Annotated in this window: 16 protein-coding genes; 14 read left to right on the top strand and 2 right to left on the bottom strand. The window is 35.6% G+C overall.

All coding sequences use genetic code 11. The features are described from left to right. Genes HH304_RS17980 through HH304_RS17965 form a run of 4 tightly spaced genes read left to right on the top strand, consistent with a single transcriptional unit; the run spans window position 1 to window position 5,588 of the window. Window positions 1-2,949, top strand: a complete 2,949-nt coding sequence (locus HH304_RS17980; protein WP_169684668.1) for a glycoside hydrolase family 3 N-terminal domain-containing protein — start codon at window positions 1-3, stop codon at window positions 2,947-2,949. 56 nt (window positions 2,950-3,005) lie between these two features. Beyond that, complete coding sequence (bshA, locus tag HH304_RS17975) at window positions 3,006-4,139, top strand: N-acetyl-alpha-D-glucosaminyl L-malate synthase BshA (protein WP_169684667.1); 1,134 nt, start codon at window positions 3,006-3,008, stop codon at window positions 4,137-4,139. Window positions 4,140-4,168: 29 nt separating this feature from the next. After that, window positions 4,169-4,780, top strand: coding sequence for a sterol desaturase family protein (locus tag HH304_RS17970; protein WP_169684666.1), 612 nt, complete (start codon window positions 4,169-4,171; stop codon window positions 4,778-4,780). Then, complete coding sequence (locus HH304_RS17965; protein WP_169684665.1) at window positions 4,767-5,588, top strand: NAD(P)-binding domain-containing protein; 822 nt, start codon at window positions 4,767-4,769, stop codon at window positions 5,586-5,588. The genes HH304_RS17970 and HH304_RS17965 overlap by 14 nt, the downstream gene beginning before the upstream one ends. On the opposite strand, the gene HH304_RS17960 is transcribed toward HH304_RS17965, so the two are convergent. Then, window positions 5,585-5,725, bottom strand: a complete 141-nt coding sequence (locus tag HH304_RS17960) for a hypothetical protein (protein ID WP_169684664.1) — start codon at window positions 5,723-5,725, stop codon at window positions 5,585-5,587. The two genes, HH304_RS17965 and HH304_RS17960, sit on opposite strands and share 4 nt — an antisense overlap. A gap of 242 nt (window positions 5,726-5,967) precedes the next feature. Here HH304_RS17960 and HH304_RS17955 point away from each other — a divergent pair, with 242 nt between their 5' ends. From HH304_RS17955 to HH304_RS17910, 10 genes are all read left to right on the top strand, one after another. Beyond that, window positions 5,968-7,065, top strand: a complete 1,098-nt coding sequence (locus tag HH304_RS17955) for a vWA domain-containing protein (protein ID WP_169684663.1) — start codon at window positions 5,968-5,970, stop codon at window positions 7,063-7,065. 11 nt (window positions 7,066-7,076) lie between these two features. Next, entirely contained in the window at window positions 7,077-8,597 is a 1,521-nt protein-coding gene (locus tag HH304_RS17950) for a P-loop NTPase family protein (RefSeq protein WP_169684662.1), read from the top strand. 54 nt (window positions 8,598-8,651) lie between these two features. Further along, window positions 8,652-9,326, top strand: coding sequence for an AlbA family DNA-binding domain-containing protein (locus HH304_RS17945; RefSeq protein WP_169684661.1), 675 nt, complete (start codon window positions 8,652-8,654; stop codon window positions 9,324-9,326). 86 nt (window positions 9,327-9,412) lie between these two features. Continuing rightward, the gene (locus HH304_RS17940) at window positions 9,413-10,759 is read left to right on the top strand and encodes a PhoH family protein (protein WP_169684660.1); all 1,347 of its coding nucleotides are present in this window, start codon (window positions 9,413-9,415) and stop codon (window positions 10,757-10,759) included. 59 nt (window positions 10,760-10,818) lie between these two features. Continuing rightward, window positions 10,819-11,877: a hypothetical protein gene (locus tag HH304_RS17935; RefSeq protein WP_169684659.1), complete on the top strand. Its 1,059-nt coding sequence runs from the start codon at window positions 10,819-10,821 to the stop codon at window positions 11,875-11,877. Further along, window positions 11,870-12,808: a D-2-hydroxyacid dehydrogenase gene (locus tag HH304_RS17930; protein WP_169684658.1), complete on the top strand. Its 939-nt coding sequence runs from the start codon at window positions 11,870-11,872 to the stop codon at window positions 12,806-12,808. Before HH304_RS17935 ends, HH304_RS17930 begins: the two co-directional genes overlap by 8 nt. A 236-nt stretch (window positions 12,809-13,044) precedes the next feature. Beyond that, window positions 13,045-13,929: an SDR family oxidoreductase gene (locus HH304_RS17925; protein ID WP_271711687.1), complete on the top strand. Its 885-nt coding sequence runs from the start codon at window positions 13,045-13,047 to the stop codon at window positions 13,927-13,929. A 24-nt stretch (window positions 13,930-13,953) separates the two neighbouring features. After that, the gene (crtD, locus tag HH304_RS17920) at window positions 13,954-15,420 is read left to right on the top strand and encodes a 1-hydroxycarotenoid 3,4-desaturase CrtD (RefSeq protein WP_169684657.1); all 1,467 of its coding nucleotides are present in this window, start codon (window positions 13,954-13,956) and stop codon (window positions 15,418-15,420) included. After that, entirely contained in the window at window positions 15,417-16,070 is a 654-nt protein-coding gene (locus HH304_RS17915; RefSeq protein WP_169684656.1) for a carotenoid biosynthesis protein, read from the top strand. Before crtD ends, HH304_RS17915 begins: the two co-directional genes overlap by 4 nt. Continuing rightward, window positions 16,067-17,230 (top strand): lycopene cyclase family protein, encoded by a 1,164-nt coding sequence (locus HH304_RS17910; protein ID WP_169684655.1) that lies wholly within the window; start codon window positions 16,067-16,069, stop codon window positions 17,228-17,230. Before HH304_RS17915 ends, HH304_RS17910 begins: the two co-directional genes overlap by 4 nt. Here HH304_RS17910 and HH304_RS17905 read toward each other — a convergent pair. Next, on the bottom strand, window positions 17,223-18,584 hold the full coding sequence (locus HH304_RS17905) for a TolC family protein (protein WP_169684654.1): 1,362 nt from the start codon (window positions 18,582-18,584) through the stop codon (window positions 17,223-17,225). The two genes, HH304_RS17910 and HH304_RS17905, sit on opposite strands and share 8 nt — an antisense overlap. Window positions 18,585-18,588 lie beyond the last annotated feature (4 nt).

Genomic DNA, 18,588 nt, shown 5'->3' with positions numbered 1-18,588 from the left:
ATGAGCAAAAAGTTCCGATTGTATTTTTTACTAAGTCTGTTAACTATTTTTTCTTTAAAAGCCCAGGATCCGCTTGCCGCTGAAGACGTCCAGGCTCAGGATAAATGGGTTGATAGTGTCTTTAATTCGCTAACGCTCGAGCAGCGCATTGGACAACTATTTATGATTGCCGCATACTCAAACAAGGGCGGTGACCATCAAAAATTTCTAGACAAAATGGTTACAGAATATCAAATCGGTGGTCTGATTACAATGCAAGGTGGCCCTGGCAGACAAATTCATATGCTTAACAGGCTTCAAGGCGAAGCCAAAGTCCCGTTATTAATCGGGTCAGATTATGAATGGGGCCTAAGCATGCGACTGGATTCAACTTTTACATTTCCGAAACAAATGACGATCGGGGCATTACGTCAAAATCAACATGTTTACGATATGGGTGCTGAAATAGCCCGTCAATGTAAAGCCGTAGGCGTCCATATAAATTTTGCTCCTGTATCAGACATTAATAATAATCCAGGCAACCCGGTAATCGGAAAAAGAGCTTTTGGTGAAGACAGGGTAAATGTAGCCTTGAAAAGCATGACTTATATGAAAGGTCTGCAGGATAACCATATTATTGCTACTGCAAAGCACTTCCCTGGTCATGGTGACACTGACAAAGACTCACACCTTACTTTACCTGTCATCAAGCATGACATGTTCAGACTCGATAGCGTTGAGTTATTTCCTTTTAAACTACTTATTAATGAAGGTGCCCAGGGCGTGATGGTCGCTCATTTACAAGTACCTGAACTTGAAGCATCGCTCAATACTCCAACAACCTTATCTAAAAACACTGTTACAAATCTGTTAAAAGAAGAACTTAAATTTAACGGACTTATCATTACCGATGCCTTGAATATGCAAGGTGTGGCAAAATTTTATCAGCCTGGTGAGGTTGAAGTAAAAGCGCTTCAGGCAGGAAATGATATTTTATTGTTTGCTGAAGATGTAGCAATTGGAATCAAAAAAATTGTTGAAGCAATAAATTCAGGAGATCTAACCGAAGAAAGAATTAATTACAGTGTTAAAAAGGTTCTAAAAGCTAAATATTTGGTGGGATTAAATAATTATACTCCTGCAACTACAGAAAATCTGGATCAGAAGCTATTCAGTGCTGAAGCCATCAAGGTTAGAAGAAGAATCTACAGTGGAGCCATGACTGTTGCTTCTAACGAAAAAGGTAATATCCCGGTTAAGCAACTTGAAAACACTAAAATAGCATCACTTGTAGTTGGTCCTTCCAGAGAAAATACCTTTCAGAGATATTTATCAAAATACGCAAAAATAGACCATTACCAGCTACCTAAAACCGGCCGTGGAAATACCCTGTTTAATGAGCTGAAGACAGAATTATCAAAATATGACGTAGTTATTGTTGGATACCATGAGGTAAGCGATAGAAAAAATTCTAACTACGGAATTTACGGTGACCACCTTGAATTAATCAAAAGTATAGCTAAAGAAACTAAAGTAATCGTCACAGTTTTTGGTTCTCCATATTCCCTTGGTCAATTTGAAGACTTCGAAAATGTCATCTGTACTTATGAAGACAATAGCATGACTCAGGAAATAGCACCTCAGGTTATTTTTGGAGCAATCGACGCAGAAGGACGACTTCCGGTTACAGCTTCTCCAAAATTTAAACAGGGTACCGGAGTTAAAACAACATCATTAAACAGGCTAGGTTTTGATGTTCCGGAAAATGCCGGTATGGACTCTAAAGTTCTGGCTAAAATTGATGACATAGCTAAAGAAGCAATCCACACCCAGGCTACACCAGGATGCCAGGTTTTAGTAGCAAGGAAGGGAAAGATCATATTTGAAAAAGCTTATGGCTTTATGACCTATGATTCATTAACTCCCGTAACAAATGAAACTGTTTATGACATCGCTTCAGTTACAAAAGTGGTAGCCACTCTTCAAGCAGTAATGCTTCTACATGATTATGGCTTAATTGACATTAATGCCACTCTTGACAACTACTTACCTGAGCTTCAGGGGAAGGACAAAGGTCAGATTGTGATTAAGGACCTGCTTTCTCATCAAGCAGGATTAAAATCATTTATCCCCTACTGGGTAAAAACCATGCAGGATAAAAAGCTCATACCTGAACTCTATTCTGAACGTCCAAGTCAGGATTACCCACTGATGGTTTCAGACAAACTATACGGTCATAAATCACTTCCCGACAGTATCTGGCACTGGACCATTGATTCTGAAATGAGAAAAAAAAAGGATGGAAAGTATGATTACAAATACAGTGATCTGACTTTCATTTTCATGCATAGGCTTGTCGAATCGATTATCAACCAGCCGATTGAAGATTTTTTATATCAGAACTTTTATACACCTATGGGGCTGGGAACGACATGTTATCTTGCTTCAACAACACTTAACAAAGAGATTATAGCTCCTACTGCATTTGATAATAATTTCAGGAATACCCAGATCCATGGTCTTGTTCACGATGAAGGTGCCGCCCTTATGGGAGGAGTTGCAGGTCATGCCGGTCTTTTTTCAACAGCACATGAGCTGGCTGTAATTTTACAAATGAATCTCAATGGAGGTGTATATGGCGGGTACCGCTATTTAAGAAGTAATACAATCAATGAATTTAGTCAGCCACATTTTGAAGATAACAGAAGAGGACTAGGATGGGATAAGCCGGCTGAAGAAGAAAAATATTCTCCGACATCAAGATATTGCTCATTAAAAACATATGGACATAATGGTTTTACAGGAACAACCGTTTGGGTTGATCCTGAATTTGATCTGGTTTACATTTTTTTGAGTAACAGAATTTATCCCGATGCATCTAACTGGACCTTAATGCGTAACGACATTAGAACACGCATTCAAGACGTAATCTATGAATCTATATTTGCATACGAGAAATACAAAAGCTGACAAATTCATGTAACCATTGTGCAGCTTTTAAAGTTTATTCTAAAAAAACAATAAACATGAATATTGGAATAGTTTGTTACCCGACCTACGGAGGTAGTGGAGTAGTTGCTACCGAACTGGGTAAGGCACTGGCACAGGAAGGACATCACGTACACTTCATCACCTATTCGCAACCAACAAGACTGGACTTCTTCAATGAAAACCTATATTATCATGAAGTTGATATCCGGGCTTATCCTTTATTCCAATATCCCCCTTATGAACTTGCATTGGCTAGTAAGCTAGTAAATGTGGTTAAATATGAAAATCTGGACATTCTCCATGTCCATTATGCTATACCACATGCTTCTGCCGCATATATGGCAAAGCAAATTTTGGCAACTGAAGGAATTCACATTCCAGTAATCACCACATTGCACGGAACTGATATAACTTTAGTTGGTAAAGACCCGACATATGAGCCAGTAGTTACCTTCTCTATAAATCAGTCAGATGGAATTACGGCAGTATCTCAGGATCTGAAGGAAGATACTTATGCTCACTTTAAAATAACTAAAGAAATTGAGGTGATTCCTAACTTCATTGATCTTGAAAGGTTTAAAAAGCAGAAAAAAGACCATTTCCGAAAGGCCATTTGCCCTGAAAATGAAGCATTGATAATCCATACTTCCAATTTCAGGAAAGTAAAAAGAGTTCAAGATGTTGTCAAAATCTTTGATAATGTCAGAAAAGTAATTCCTGCAAAACTCTTACTAGTAGGGGATGGCCCTGAACGTACTAGCATCGAAAACCTATGTAGAGAATTAGGTGCTTGTAACGACATCAGATTTTTAGGGAAACTTGATGCTGTTGAAGAAATTCTTTCCGTTGCAGATCTTTTTGTCATGCCTAGCGAAAAAGAAAGTTTTGGCCTGGCAGCTCTTGAAGCTATGGCTTGTGAAGTACCAGTTTTAAGTACAAATGCTGGAGGTCTTCCAGAATTAAATATCAATGGAGTTACGGGATTTACTTGTGATGTTGGTGATATTGAGGGAATGACCAAAAAGGCTCTGGAGATACTTGATCCTAAAAATCTCGGACTTTTCAAGAAAAATGCATTGAAAAGGGCAAAAGAGTTCGAAATAAAAAATATATTACCAAAATATGAATATTTCTATAAACAATTTTTGAATAAGAAGACAGCCGTATAAATTTGTAATACACCAATCAAACCAACCACATGGAGGAAAACTTGAAAGTAAGCAGTAAGTTGGAGGATCAACAACAAACTGCCAAAATGTTTGAGAACCCGATTCTGGAAAGATTACGGAAGTCTCATATTGCAGTGCCAATTTCAATTTTCATCATCACCGCAGCAGGCCTATTAGTTTATGCCGCCAGAACAACGGACATCCCGGTACTTACCACTACTCTGATTTTCCTTACTGGTGTTGTGGTGTTTACCTTGGTGGAATATGTTGTCCATAAGGAAGTATATCATGCTAAGTCTGAATCCATTCTTAAGCAGGGACATACTTTTCATCATGACTACCCAAAGCAAAAATCTTTTCTGGCAATGCCTCCAATTATGAGTATTGTTACTGCGATAATACTATTTCTTTTATTCAGGCTTATCTTAAATGATTATAGTTTTTCCTTTTTGGCAGGTTTCTTAATGTCTTATGCAGGATATTTAATAATTCATGCAATAACTCATATTTATAAACCACCAAAAAATTTCCTAAAAATATGGTGGAAGCACCACCTGGTTCACCATTACAATGATAAAGTGAATTTTGGTGTAACATCTCCTTTTTGGGATCACGTATTTGGAACCGTTGAAAAAAAATAATTTAACCATAGCCATTGCCGGATGTGGATGGATTGGCAAAGCTTTAGGAGCCAGCCTGGCTAAATCAGGTCACATTGTAAAAGGTTCTACCAGAAGCGAATCAAATATTCATTCACTATCCGACTATGGGATCAATGGCTACATCCTAGACCTCCCCGAGGTTGAAAATACTGACTTTCTAACTGGCAATGATTTTCTGATTATTTCTATTCCTGCAGGAACAAAATCAGGTAATGGAGACAATTATATCAGATCTGTTGAGTACCTGACTAAAAACATAAGACCTAGAAGTCCTAAGCTTAAAAGCATTATTTTATTAAGCTCTATTGGTATATATCCGGATGAAAATGGCATTTGGACAGAGGATAGCAAATTCAAATCTGAGAGTAACAAACAAATTATACTCGAAACCGCAGAATCAATAGTCAGCAATGACAATAGCTCCAATTTGATTTTACGCTTAGGTGGATTAATGGGGTATGATAGGTTTCCTGCCAAATATTATGTCAAGAGGGAATCATTAAATATTGATCATTCTCCTGTAAACTATATTCACAGAGACGATGTAGTCAATATCATTTCGTTAGCTATAACAAAAGATCATTCAGGTATTTACAATGCAGTGTCACCACAACATCCTGAAAGAATAGAAGTACTAAAATCCAGCGCCAGGGATAATAACATTACACTTCCACCATTTAATGGCGAAGAAATTTCCGAACACAGAAAAGTATCCGGTAATAAGCTAATTACTGAATGGGGGTATAAGTTTATGTATCCCGACCCGGTTGAATTCTGGAAAAATTAAGCGTCGACTGTCTTTTCCACAGACTTTTCAGTATCCACTTTTGTATAAGTAGGACAAGTATATTGAGTGCAACTCATACTAATAAAAAATAATGCAAATGCTGCACTAAGAGCGACTACTTTCTTTACTCTCTTCATTTTTAACTCTAATTTTGTTGGCTGCTCTTCCTATTGAAAGAGGCTGTAATTAAACAAAAATTTCTAATCGTGTCGTAATTAAAACGCTAAAATGTCAAAAAATATATTCTAATTAAAGGAATATTCTACATTTTCCAAATAGACATAAGGTTTTTATGCATTTCGAACATTTTCTGAATAAAAAGATCCCTCTTGTAACTATTCGATTTTTTATTAGTTTAAATTAAGTAAACTGATTTACTATGCTTGGGTATCGATTTTCTGACTATAAACCTGATCCACTTCAAGGCGGTCAAAAATTTGACCAGCTCCTGAAAATTTTCCTCGAATTGATGGTCTACACCTCGGGAGATGTTTCGGAAGCCTTAAACTGGATGAATAACCTTGATAAACATTATAATTTAACTGATGATGATTATGGAATGGGCGATTTCATCGAAGACCTTAGAAAGAAAGGATACATTTCTGAAGATAATAATACTGGTAGAATTAGCCTAACAAGCAAATCAGAGCAATCTATTAGAAAAAATGCGCTGGAAGAAATTTTCGGAAAGCTCAAAAAGAGAGGACAAGGTAATCACCATACTCCTCATTCCGGACAGGGTGATGAAAGAGGAACTGATAGAAGGGAATTCAGATTTGGAGATACCCCTGATCAAATAGACTTTACCGGATCATTTAGAAATGCCCAAATCAATCACGGTTTCGGTGATATCATGTTAACTGAAGGAGACCTTGAAATTGTAGAAAACGAGTATAAAACTCAGACATCTACAGTTTTGATGATCGATATATCACACTCAATGATATTGTATGGTGAAGACAGAATCACTCCGGCAAAGAAAGTTGCAATGGCTCTTGCAGAACTTATTACTACTAAATACAAAAAGGATACCCTTGATATTATCGTATTTGGAAATGATGCATGGCAAATCGAAATTAAAGATTTACCATACCTGGAGGTTGGTCCTTTCCATACCAATACTGTTGCGGGGCTTGAGCTGGCAATGGACATCCTAAGAAGACGAAAAAATAAGAATAAACAGATCTTCATGATCACTGACGGTAAGCCTACCTGCCTGAAAGTTGGTATCAAATATTACAAAAACAGCTTTGGTTTAGATAAAAAAATACTAAACAAAACGCTCGACCTTGCTGTTCAATGCAGAAAATTAAACATTCCAATTACAACATTTATGATTGCTACTGACCCCTGGTTACAGGAATTTGTCAGGGAATTTACAATGGCAAATCAAGGCAATGCCTATTATTCAAGCTTGAAAGGATTGGGCGACCTCATTTTTGAAGATTACAGACGAAATAAAAGAAAACAGTTTTAAGAAGTATAGATATGGCCTATTTTGACCTTTCTCCTGAAGAACTTATGAAGATCACCACTCTTGGTGAATTAAAAAAATCCGGTTATACGCCGAGATCAATAAAAGATGAACTCAGGTCAAACCTGATTAATAAATTAAATAATAATGAAAATGTATTTGAAGGCATCTGGGGGTATGAAGATACCGTAATTCCTGAGATAGAAAGAGCCATATTATCACGACATAATATAAATCTTCTCGGACTTCGTGGACAGGCTAAAACTAAAATAGCCCGTCAAATGATAAACCTTCTTGATGCAGTGATTCCGGTAGTTGAAGGAAGTGAAATGAATGACGACCCGCTTTCACCGTTAAGTAAAAAGGCCAAAGATATTATCAAAGAAAAAGGAGATGATACTCCTGTAAAGTGGCTCAAAAGGGAGGACAGATATAGTGAAAAACTAGCTACTCCGGATGTATCGGTAGCCGATCTTATTGGTGATGTAGATCCAATTAAAGCAGCTACTCTCAAGCTTCCTTATTCTGATGAGCGAGTCATTCATTTTGGCATCATTCCAAGATCTCACAGAGGTATATTTGTAATCAATGAGCTCCCTGACCTCCAGGCAAGAATTCAGGTTTCATTATTCAACATCCTTCAGGAAGGCGATATTCAAATAAGAGGATTTAAATTAAGACTACCTTTAGACATACAATTTATCTTCACTGCTAACCCAGAAGATTATACAAATAGAGGTAGCATTGTAACACCACTTAAAGATAGAATAGGTAGTCAAATCATAACTCACTATCCTGATTCGATTGAAACAAGTAAACATATTACTGCTCAGGAAGCACGATTGGCAGACGATCAGAAAAATGACATTATAATTCCGGAGTTAATTAAAGATTTGGTAGAACAAGTGGCTGTAGAAGCAAGAAAAAGTGAATATGTGGATGTAAAAAGTGGAGTTTCAGCCCGATTAACTATTACAGCATTTGAAAATCTGGTTAGCACAGCCGAACTCAGAAAAATACGATCAGGAGTATCACAAGCTACCTCCAGAATTAGCGATATTAATGGGATTATCCCTGCTATTACCGGCAAGGTTGAATTAGTTTATGAAGGGGAACAGGAAGGACCAGTAATTGTAGCTCAAAACATGATAGGAAAAGCTATTCGTACACAATTCAGAAATTATTTCCCTGATCCTGAACAAACTCGAAAACTGAAAGAAGGTAACCCTTACAAATCACTGACAGAATGGTTTGGAGGTGGTAATAGTATAGATATTCTTAATGAAGCATCTGAGAGTGATTATAGAGAAAAACTAAACTCAGTACCGGGCTTAAAAAAATTAGTAGATGATAATATAAAAGGACTTTCAGAAGATGAAAAGTTTCTCTTCATGGAATTTGCGCTTCACGGTCTTGCAGAATATAGTATGTTAAGCAAGAAAAAACTGATCAAAGGACACACATTTGGAGATCTGTTAAGCAGTATGTTTAGTATGGATGATCTTGACAAATATGATGACGATGAAGACATCTAATTGAGCTATTTATTTTAGATTTACGCCTGCTTTTTTAAATCAGGTATTTATAAGATGGATATTAAGACCTTAAAAAACCTTGTCCGTCAGGGAGAAGGACAACATATTGAGTTTAAAAAGAAAGTCAATCACCCTGAGAAAATTATCAGAGAGATTGTTGCTTTTGCCAATACCTCAGGTGGGAAATTATTTATTGGCGTTAGCGATGAGAAAGAACTTAGTGGGTTGAAATATCCGGAAGAAGATATATATGAGATGGAAGGGGCGATCGCCAAACTAATTCGCCCCAAGCTCAACTATAGTCTGGAGTCAGTTTCTACTTTTGACAATAAAACCATCTTATGCTATGATATAAAAGAGAGCAAAAGAAAACCCCATTATGCACTAGAAAAACCTGGTCAAAAATTCGGACGTGCATATGTCAGAGTTGAAGACAGAAGCATTCAGGCAAGCAGAGAGGTACTTGAAGTAATTAAACTGCAAAATAGCCAGAGAGATGTATGGTTTGAATACGGTGAAAATGAACGAATACTTATGAATTACCTGGCTGATCATGAAAAAGTAACACTTAGGGAATACATGAGAGAGGCCGGATTACCAAAAGTGCCTGCATCAAAAATTTTAGTCACATTAGTGCTTGCTGGAGTTCTTGAGATCTATCCTTCTGATAAAGAGGATGTTTACAAACTTGCCAACCAAAAGCTAGCCAATGAGAAGGCATTACGATAAAAAAAACATCAATTATTAATATACTTTTACTACCTCTTTTTATAACTTAAAAGGAAAGAATTTTTTTACTAGATCCGTCTTTCCTTATGGCTAAAAAGAAACCTTCTCCAAAAAAAGTTTTTGTTCTTGATACATCAGTAATTTTATATGCCCACGATGCTATAATGCATTTTGAAGAACATGACGTAGCTATTCCTATTACCGTGCTTGAAGAGCTTGACAATTTCAAAAAGGGTAATGATACCTTAAATTTTGAAGCCCGGGAGTTCATTAGACTACTTGATAAACTAGCTAAAGGGCACAAACTTGATGAATGGATACCTCTTCAGCCTGGTAAAGGCTCGAAAAAAGGAAGTTTCAAGGTGTTGATGGATCTGGATAGTAAGGTGAACGCATTAAAAATTTTTAATGACAATAAACACGATCATCAAATCCTTAATGCAGCATTAAAGCTACAGGAAACTGAAAAGGACATGAACGTAATATTCATCACCAAGGATATAAACCTACGACTAAAAGCAAAATCTCTTGAACTGGTTGCTGAAGATTACGAAACAGGAAAGGTATCTAACTTAAACACATTGTATACCGGAAAAAAATCTTACGAAGGAATAGACAATAAAATTATCGATGCCTTACATCAAAATGAAAGCATTCCATGGGAAGACATCTTCGAAAAAAAGCCAATAGATAACGAATATTCAATTTTAAAAAGTGATTCAGGTTCAGTCCTCTCCTATTACAACCCAATAGACAAATGCCTTGAGAGGGTAGAAAAAAGACCTGTCTATGGGATAAAACCCAGAAATGCAGAACAAACTTTTGCTGTCCATGCAATTCTAAATCCGGAAATTAAACTAGTTTCAATTCAAGGAATGGCCGGAACAGGGAAAACTCTTTTAGCTCTTGCTGCTGCATTAGAATCACGCAGAGATTATAAGCAAATATATCTGGCCCGACCTATTGTTCCATTGTCAAACAAGGATATCGGATACCTCCCTGGAGATATAAAAAGTAAGCTAAACCCTTATATGGAACCTCTTTGGGACAACTTAAAATTCATTCAAAATCAATGGAATGAAACAGATAAGGAGTTTATAAGAATCACAGAAATGGTTAATAAAGAAAAGCTAATGATCACACCTCTTGCTTATATTCGAGGCAGGTCATTTTCTAATATAATTTTTATCGTGGATGAAGCTCAAAACCTGACTCCTCATGAAATTAAAACAATTATTACCAGAGCAGGAGAAAACACAAAAATTATATTCACCGGTGACATCAGACAAATTGATACTCCATACCTGGATTCACAAAGTAATGGTATGAGTTACTTGATTGATCGATTAAAAGATCATCCTTTATATGCTCATATTACACTGGAGAAAGGAGAAAGATCAGAATTAGCTAATTTAGCTAATGAGTTACTTTAAATAATGTTGATTTTTAAATAAAAAATTATATTTTAGCAATATTTTTAAACATTTGACAGATGTCTGATCTGCCCAAGATAGCCCTAAACTTTTTTATTAATCTGGTTTTCATATTCATTACCACGATGATTTTGTTGGTAATATTATATTCCAGTGACACTATTTCTACAGTTCCACGCGAGTTAATTGATGAATTCTCGATATGGTCAGGAATATCAAATTATTCCCAGCATGCCGATTCCTGGAACAACCTCGCAATTATTGCCATCGCAAGTGGAATTACATTATTGTGGTCATTGATTTCAATTTTTACTGAATTGTTTTTCAGGCAGCATATTGTTACGAACAAGCAAAGTAAAAGAATTGGATTTTGGCTACTACACAAACTAACTACCTCAGTTCTGACATTTTTCGCTATCCTGATTTTTTGTAACCTGATTCTTATGGCTTACGAGGTTAAGAAAAGTTATGAATATAAGGAATTAAAAAATGGCCGATATCCAACAGTTGTCACCATCAAAAAAGGACTAAATGAATCTGATGAAGAAACATGGCACAATATAAAAGAAATTACAAATGCTGCGATTTCTGTCTATGATAGTAGCCACGTTAAATACTTTTACATTATCAGTGATTCATTAACAGATTCAACTTTCACAGAATTTGTCATTAAAGAAATTTCTCAAAAAACCGGAGTAAAGGAAAAATACATCAAACTAAATCATGAGGACAAAACCCTCTATGATGGGCTGGTAAATTTCATAAAATACAATAGGAATAAACGTGTGATTTTCGTTGGAAGTAAATACCAGATGGACAAACTCATAATTATGGCCAGATATTATGAAATTTTACCATTAAGTGTTTCAGTACAAGGAAAGATAAATACTCGTATATTCTTTAATGAGTTCTTAGACAGAACGAAATTCTTTTTTGATGTATTTATTTTTGATCAGCAACCATTCTTCAAAAGAATAAAGAAAAGAGATGATATCAGATATTATGAGCCAAAACATCAGGCACTAGTAGCTGCATCACTCATATTGTTTTTAACAACAATCTTATTTTTCTTCAGAGCCTGTAAATTTGTATTCCATACCTATAACGACTATGACTAATAACCTGAAAATAGTTGTAACCGACGGTCGAACACTTAATCCTGGAGACCTCTCCTGGGACGATTGGAAAAATTTTGGGCAAATAGAAGTTTATGATAAACTAAAGGATGATCAAATCATTGAAAAATGTAAAGAAGCAAATATCCTTGTTGTAAATAAAACGATATTAAACATAGACGTACTCGACAATCTTCCTAACCTTGAATTTATTGCTGTTACCGCAACTGGCATGAACAATATAGATCTTGATCATTGCCAAAAAAAAGGTATTAAAGTAGCTAATACTCCCGGGTATGGTACTTTTGGTGTAGCGCAGCATTCTATAGCGTTACTGTTAGCCATTACAAATAAAGTTGCAGGTCACCACCTTAGTGTGTTGAGAAATGAATGGGCAAACCAAGATGATTTTTCTTATACTATTGGCACAGTTACCGAGTTAAAAGATAAGGTAATGGGCATCTATGGTTTTGGTAACATTGGAAAACAAACTGCTAAAATAGCGGCTGCCCTTGGAATGAAAGTTTGTTATAATTCAAGAATTCAAAAAGATAGCGAGTTTGAATTTGTGTCTTTTGATACATTAGTAAAAGAGAGTGACGTAATCTCCCTTCACGCACCACTAACTGCAGAAAATGAGAATATTTTTAACTTAGAGGTTTTCAAAAAAATGAAACCCACCTCATTATTAATAAATACAGCCCGAGGTAGTCTAATCAACGAAAAGGACCTTAAACAAGCCCTTGAAGAAAATATTATTTCGGGGGCGGCTCTCGATGTCCTCCAAAATGAGCCACCAGCTAAAAATCACCCTATATTAGACCTCGATAACATTATTATCACCCCTCATATGGCCTGGGCAGCTATTGAATCACGAAAACGAATCATGGAAATGAGCCTTAAAAACCTTGAAACCTATATTTCAGGCAAATAATGGGCATTTTAATCACCAAATACCCCCCGATTTTGGGGATGTATAGGTAGATAAATAATTCTACATTGAGTATAGGTTTAGATTTAACGAGAGCCTTCCGATCCCGATTCGTACCTCATAGACATTGGTAACTTCTCTTCATACTGCAGAATCTTTCGGAAGGCTTTTTTTATTATCCCCCTCCTACTTGTTGGTATTTTTATAATTAAGGGATAACTTCCTGAAAAGGAAAATCTATGATCAAAACTATTGCAGTATTTGGTGCCACTGGAATGCTTGGTGTACCGGTTGTAAAAGAACTTATTAAGGAAGGGTTTAAAATCAGAGCTTTAGTTCGCGATGAAAATAAAGCAAAAAGACTCCTTCCCGATTCTGTGGAATTAATTTCCGGAGACCTGAAAAACGAAAAGGATATAAGTAACACACTTTCCGGAGCAGATGCTGTCTATATGAATCTTAACATTAAAGCTAATGAGAAAAAAGGTAGTTGGATGGCTGAAAGAGAAGGCGTTCAAAGTATTATTCGACAATCAAAGATTCATGAAATAAAAAGAATTGGTTATTGTTCCTCATTGGTTAAAAATTACAATAAAACATCCGGATTCCATTGGTGGGCGTTTGACATCAAAGAAAGTGCCATACAAGCTATAAAGACAAGTGGCATCCCCTACTCAATTTTCTATCCTTCATCCTTTATGGAGAACTTTGACAAGGGAGATTACGTCCAGGACGGAAAAATAATGTTGGTTGGAACCTCCAAATATCCAATGTATTTTGTTGCTGGAGAAGATTATGGTAGACAAGTAGCCTATTCATTTAAAAAGCTACTTAATGAAAATAAACATTATCCGGTCCAGGGCCTGGAAGCTTTTACAATTGATCAGGCAGCAGATATCTATAAAAAAAATTACAAAAAGAAGAATCTGGAAATAAAGAAAACACCTTTATGGATTCTTTGGTTCATGGGAATATTTTCTTCCAAAATGAATTTCGTTCATAAAATTATCAAAGCCTTAAATAACTACCCGGAGAAATTTGAATCAGAAAATACCTGGAAAGAACTAGGTAAACCTGAAATATATTTTGAAGAATACATTAATCGTATAAACTCTAAACAATAGAGGCTTTGAGAGGTTCTCTCAATTATGTCTAAAAGAGCAATAATTATAGGGTCAGGGATTGCCGGATTGGCTGCTGCTATCAGATTTGCCGTTAAAGGGTATGATGTTGATGTTTTTGAGGCTAACTCCACACCAGGCGGAAAGTTGGGACGAGTTCAATCAAATGGGTTCTATTTTGATGCAGGACCTTCCTTATTCACAATGCCCCAGCTAGTAGATGAACTTTTTGAGATATCAGGAGAGAATCCAAGAGACCATTTCAATTATTTAAAGAAAGATGTTCATTGTAAGTATTTTTTTGATGATGGCACCATTTTTACAGCGTGGGATAATAAAAACAAATTTATAGATGAAATAACAGAGGTATTCAGAGTTAATGCTAAAACGGTCCTTGAATATTTGCAGTCCAGCAAACGAAAATATGAAATAACTTCACCTTTATTTATAGAGCGATCTCTTCATAAAGTTGATACTTTTCTAAATTTCAAAACACTTAAAGCACTGGCTTCAACTACTGATTTGGATATATTTCAAACTTTGGATGAGCTAAATAGGTCTTATTTTAGTGACCCTAGATTAGTACAACTATTCAATCGGTATGCAACCTATAATGGGTCATCCCCTTATAAAACTCCGGGTATTATGTCTATGATACCTCATTTAGAATATAATATTGGAACGTTTTATCCAGCTGGTGGTATGTATTCTATAGTTGAGAAACTATATGAACTTGCAAAAAGAAAAGGAGTAAAGTTTCACTTTAATTGTCCGGTTACTAAAATCCTGATAGAAAACAATTCAGCTAAGGGAGTATCAACACATGAAAATGAATACTATGCAGATTCAGTTATCTCAAATATGGATATTGTACCCACATATAGAAAATTACTTAGAGAAGAAAAGGCTCCTGAAAAAACACTATCTCAGGAAAGATCAAGTTCTGCATTGATTTTTTATTGGGGTATAAAAAATCAATTTAAACAGCTCGACCTTCATAATATTTTCTTTTCTGGTGATTATGAAGAGGAGTTTAAGGATATTTTTGATCATCAAAGAGTTCCCTCTGATCCAACAGTCTATGTAAACATTAGCTCTAAAGAAGATGCTGACCATGCTCCCGATGGCTGTGAAAATTGGTTTGTAATGGTTAATGTTCCTCCTAACTCGGGTCAGGATTGGGAAACAATGGTGAAAGATACCAGAAGAGCAGTAATCAATAGGATTAATAAATCATTAAACACTAATATAGAAGAGTATATTGATACCGAAAATCTTTTGACACCTATCAAAATTGAAAAGAAAACCAGTAGTTATAAAGGAGCCCTTTATGGCGCTGGAAGCAATAATAAAAACTCGGCATTTTTAAGGCACCCAAATTTTTCAAATAAAATCAAAAACCTATATTTCTGCGGTGGTAGTGTGCATCCGGGAGGAGGGATTCCTCTATGTCTAAATAGTGCCAAAATTGTTTCATCTATAGTGAAATCATGATAGAAGACTCAAAAGAGACAAAAAAACACACAACAATTAAGTTTCTCATTTACTTCTTGTATGTGATGCACTTCTTTGGTGTAATAGGTATTCTATCTGATTTCAGAGAGACATTTCTGGACCTTACTCCATTGACAATTCTGATCACTTTTATAATTATCATTTATTCTATTCCAAATAGAAACAAGACAACCATTATATGCATATCTACAGCTTTCGTAATCGGCTTTATTGCTGAGTATTTGGGAGTGAATTATGGGTTGATTTTTGGTAAATATACTTATGGAGATAATCTTGGACCAAAGATATTAGGCGTACCTCCACTCATTGGAATTAACTGGGCTATTCTGTCATATTGTACTGCTACAATGACCTCATTTATGAAAATCAACACATTTGTAAAAGCAGTTACTGGCGCATTATTAATGACAAGCATTGATCTATTCATTGAACCAGTTGCGCCAAAAACAGATTATTGGTATTTTGAAGCTGGTATTGCTCCAGTACAAAATTATTTTGGTTGGTTCTTTGTAAGCTTGATTGTTCAAATAGTCTTTCAACGTTCTGATTTTAGTAAAAATTTTTATGTCGCAAATAACGTTCTGGTTGTTCAAACGTTATTTTTTGTGCTCCTAAATATTATTATATGAGCTCCAGGTATGATTACATAATTGCTGGTGGCGGTGCTGCCGGATTCATCCTTGTTGACAGGATTCTTGAGAGTAACTTATTGAAAAATAAATCAATTTTAATAATTGATAAAGATGATAAATGTTCAAACGACAGAACCTGGTGCTTTTGGGAGAATGATAATGGCTATTGGGATGAAATCGTCTTTAAGAAATGGGAGAATGCAATATTCAAGGACAACAATAATACAATTGAATTTCAATTAGACCCTTATAAGTATAAAATGATTAGGGGAATTGACTTTTACACCTATATAAAAAAACGAATTGCAAAGTTTGATAATGTTACTTTACTCAAAGAAGAAGTAGTTTCCATTGAAAAAGAGGGTGATTACAACAGGGTAATAACTTCATCCGATAATTCATATTTATCAAGTTTAGTTTTTAATAGTATACCGGACTTCCAACAATTAACCAACAACAAAAAATACCCACTCGTTCTTCAGCATTTTATTGGTTGGTATATAGAAACAGATAAGAGCGTATTTGATGATTCAGCAGTTACGTTTATGGATTTTTCTGTTAGCCAAAAAGAAAATACCCGATTCATGTATATACTACCGGTATCTAAAACAAAGGCACTGGTAGAATACACCTTGTTTTCTCCTGAATTGTTAGAAGATTCTGAATACGAAAATGAAATTGAAAACTATATAAACAATGTATTAAACATATCAAGTTATAATATTCTTGAAAAAGAAAAAGGGGCTATCCCGATGACATCTTTTCCATTCAAGGTCAAAGAGAAAGATTCAATCATTAACATAGGTACCAGAGGTGGAAGTACTAAGGCATCTACCGGATTTACCTTTAAGCGAATCATGAAAAATACTGAGGATATAATTTCTTTCCTCGAAGGAAAATCAACCCTTAACAACCATAACAATTCCCGTTACAGATATTATGATATGCTTTTAATTGACGTACTTTTTGACAACAATAAAATTGGATCATCAATATTCAGCTCGCTTTTTAGAAAAAACAATCCTGTTGAAATTTTTGAATTTCTTGATGAAAAGACCTCAATACAGAAAGATCTTGAGATCATGTATTCATGTCCTCAAACACCTTTTATATATGCATTCTTTAAGAGGCTATTCTATCGGACCTTTCTTAATTAATAGACTCCCTTTCTTCTAAAATATTACCGCTCAATCTCTTAAGTCTTAACTCCAGGATTTTTGCTGCAAAAGCCGCATCCAGCAATCTCAATTTGGCCTCCTCCGCATTTTTTTGAGCCTCTCTTAACTCAAGAAAAGTAGATCTCCCCAGTTTATATCGATCAAAAGCTATGGCTATATTCTCTTGTGCAATGGCTGTGTTATCAATTTCCAATTCAATCAATGCCAAAGCACGTTGATAAGAGCTGTAGGTACGGTCGAGATCAGCTAAAACCTCCAACTTGACTTGTTCATAAGATAATTCAGCATTATCTAGCTCTATTTTAGCATTCTGTTCCCTTCGGTTTATATTCAATCCATTAAAAATAGGGATTGAAGCCCTCACACCGTAATTAAAACCAGTAGATTGATTGCTGAGAAGAAACCCCGCCTGAGATTCGAAGTTACTGTATCCATAGCTACCAAAACCGACGATTCTTGGAAAGCGTTCTGACTTGATAATTCCAACCCCATATGAAGCTGCGTACTTATTAGATTCAGCTTGTTTCAGGATACTATTTTTAGTTAACACATCTTCTTTTAAAGCTTCATACGAAAAAAATGAAATCGTATTAATTGAATCTGCTGCATAATATTGAACCTCCGTATCCTTTCCTAATAACAAGTTTAAATCTATGGCTGCCTGCTGAAATAGGTTAAGATTTTGAATATAGGCTGAACTATCTGCATTATAGTCAGTTTCTGCAGTTAGTAATTCAGTTTTAGCAGTTTTACCAACCTCATATTTATCTGATGCAATTGTTATTCGGGAACGGCTCAGTGCCAATGTTTCTCTTAACACCTTTAATTGTTCAGCAGTATATCTTAAGTTATAATAGGCTTCTGCTATTTGCAACAAGGTCGTTTCAACACTATTTTTCCAGGCATATCCGGCAGTTTCTTCAACCTGCTGCAGTTGGTCATACCTTTTGAACATTCCAAGTCCATCAAAAACAACCCACTCAGCATCAAGGCTGGCATTTAAAGTATTACTCTTTGCCCCATTTCTGGTTTGACTATCTCCGCTAACAAACTTCTGTTCTACATCTTCATTACTCCAGACCATACTTGCATTAGCATCGAGTGTAGGTAAAAACCCTGCATTACCAAGAGTAACATTCCTAGTTGCTATTTCCTTCAGGTTACTTTCGATTTTTAGATTATAATTATTTTCTAACCCTATCCTGACTGCTTCGGCAAGAGAAAGTTCCTTAAAATCCGTCGAATCGATAGATTCATATCTCTCCTGTGAAAAAGCATTACTATTTATTACCAGCAGGCTTAAAATCCCGAATATTATATTCAATTGATTCATTTTC

Source organism: Marinigracilibium pacificum, assembly GCF_012926615.1.
In the GTDB taxonomy this organism is placed as follows: Bacteria; Bacteroidota; Bacteroidia; order Cytophagales; family Cyclobacteriaceae; genus Mangrovivirga; species Mangrovivirga pacifica.
The sequence above is the reverse complement of the archived record's forward strand: the minus strand, read 5'-3'. Positions and strand labels throughout refer to the sequence as shown.

Bases quoted from the DNA above. Each gene is read 5' to 3' on its own strand.
- HH304_RS17935 (WP_169684659.1), top strand. From the start codon at position 10,819: ATGTCTGATCTGCCCAAGATAGCCCTAAACTTTTTTATTAATCTGGTT.
- HH304_RS17910 (WP_169684655.1), top strand. From the start codon at position 16,067: ATGAGCTCCAGGTATGATTACATAATTGCTGGTGGCGGTGCTGCCGGA.
- HH304_RS17945 (WP_169684661.1), top strand. From the start codon at position 8,652: ATGGATATTAAGACCTTAAAAAACCTTGTCCGTCAGGGAGAAGGACAA.
- HH304_RS17925 (WP_271711687.1), top strand. From the start codon at position 13,045: ATGATCAAAACTATTGCAGTATTTGGTGCCACTGGAATGCTTGGTGTA.
- crtD (WP_169684657.1), top strand. From the start codon at position 13,954: ATGTCTAAAAGAGCAATAATTATAGGGTCAGGGATTGCCGGATTGGCT.
- bshA (WP_169684667.1), top strand. From the start codon at position 3,006: ATGAATATTGGAATAGTTTGTTACCCGACCTACGGAGGTAGTGGAGTA.
- HH304_RS17970 (WP_169684666.1), top strand. From the start codon at position 4,169: ATGGAGGAAAACTTGAAAGTAAGCAGTAAGTTGGAGGATCAACAACAA.
- HH304_RS17960 (WP_169684664.1), bottom strand. From the start codon at position 5,725: ATGAAGAGAGTAAAGAAAGTAGTCGCTCTTAGTGCAGCATTTGCATTA.
- HH304_RS17940 (WP_169684660.1), top strand. From the start codon at position 9,413: ATGGCTAAAAAGAAACCTTCTCCAAAAAAAGTTTTTGTTCTTGATACA.
- HH304_RS17915 (WP_169684656.1), top strand. From the start codon at position 15,417: ATGATAGAAGACTCAAAAGAGACAAAAAAACACACAACAATTAAGTTT.
- HH304_RS17980 (WP_169684668.1), top strand. From the start codon at position 1: ATGAGCAAAAAGTTCCGATTGTATTTTTTACTAAGTCTGTTAACTATT.
- HH304_RS17955 (WP_169684663.1), top strand. From the start codon at position 5,968: ATGCTTGGGTATCGATTTTCTGACTATAAACCTGATCCACTTCAAGGC.
- HH304_RS17950 (WP_169684662.1), top strand. From the start codon at position 7,077: ATGGCCTATTTTGACCTTTCTCCTGAAGAACTTATGAAGATCACCACT.
- HH304_RS17905 (WP_169684654.1), bottom strand. From the start codon at position 18,584: ATGAATCAATTGAATATAATATTCGGGATTTTAAGCCTGCTGGTAATA.
- HH304_RS17930 (WP_169684658.1), top strand. From the start codon at position 11,870: ATGACTAATAACCTGAAAATAGTTGTAACCGACGGTCGAACACTTAAT.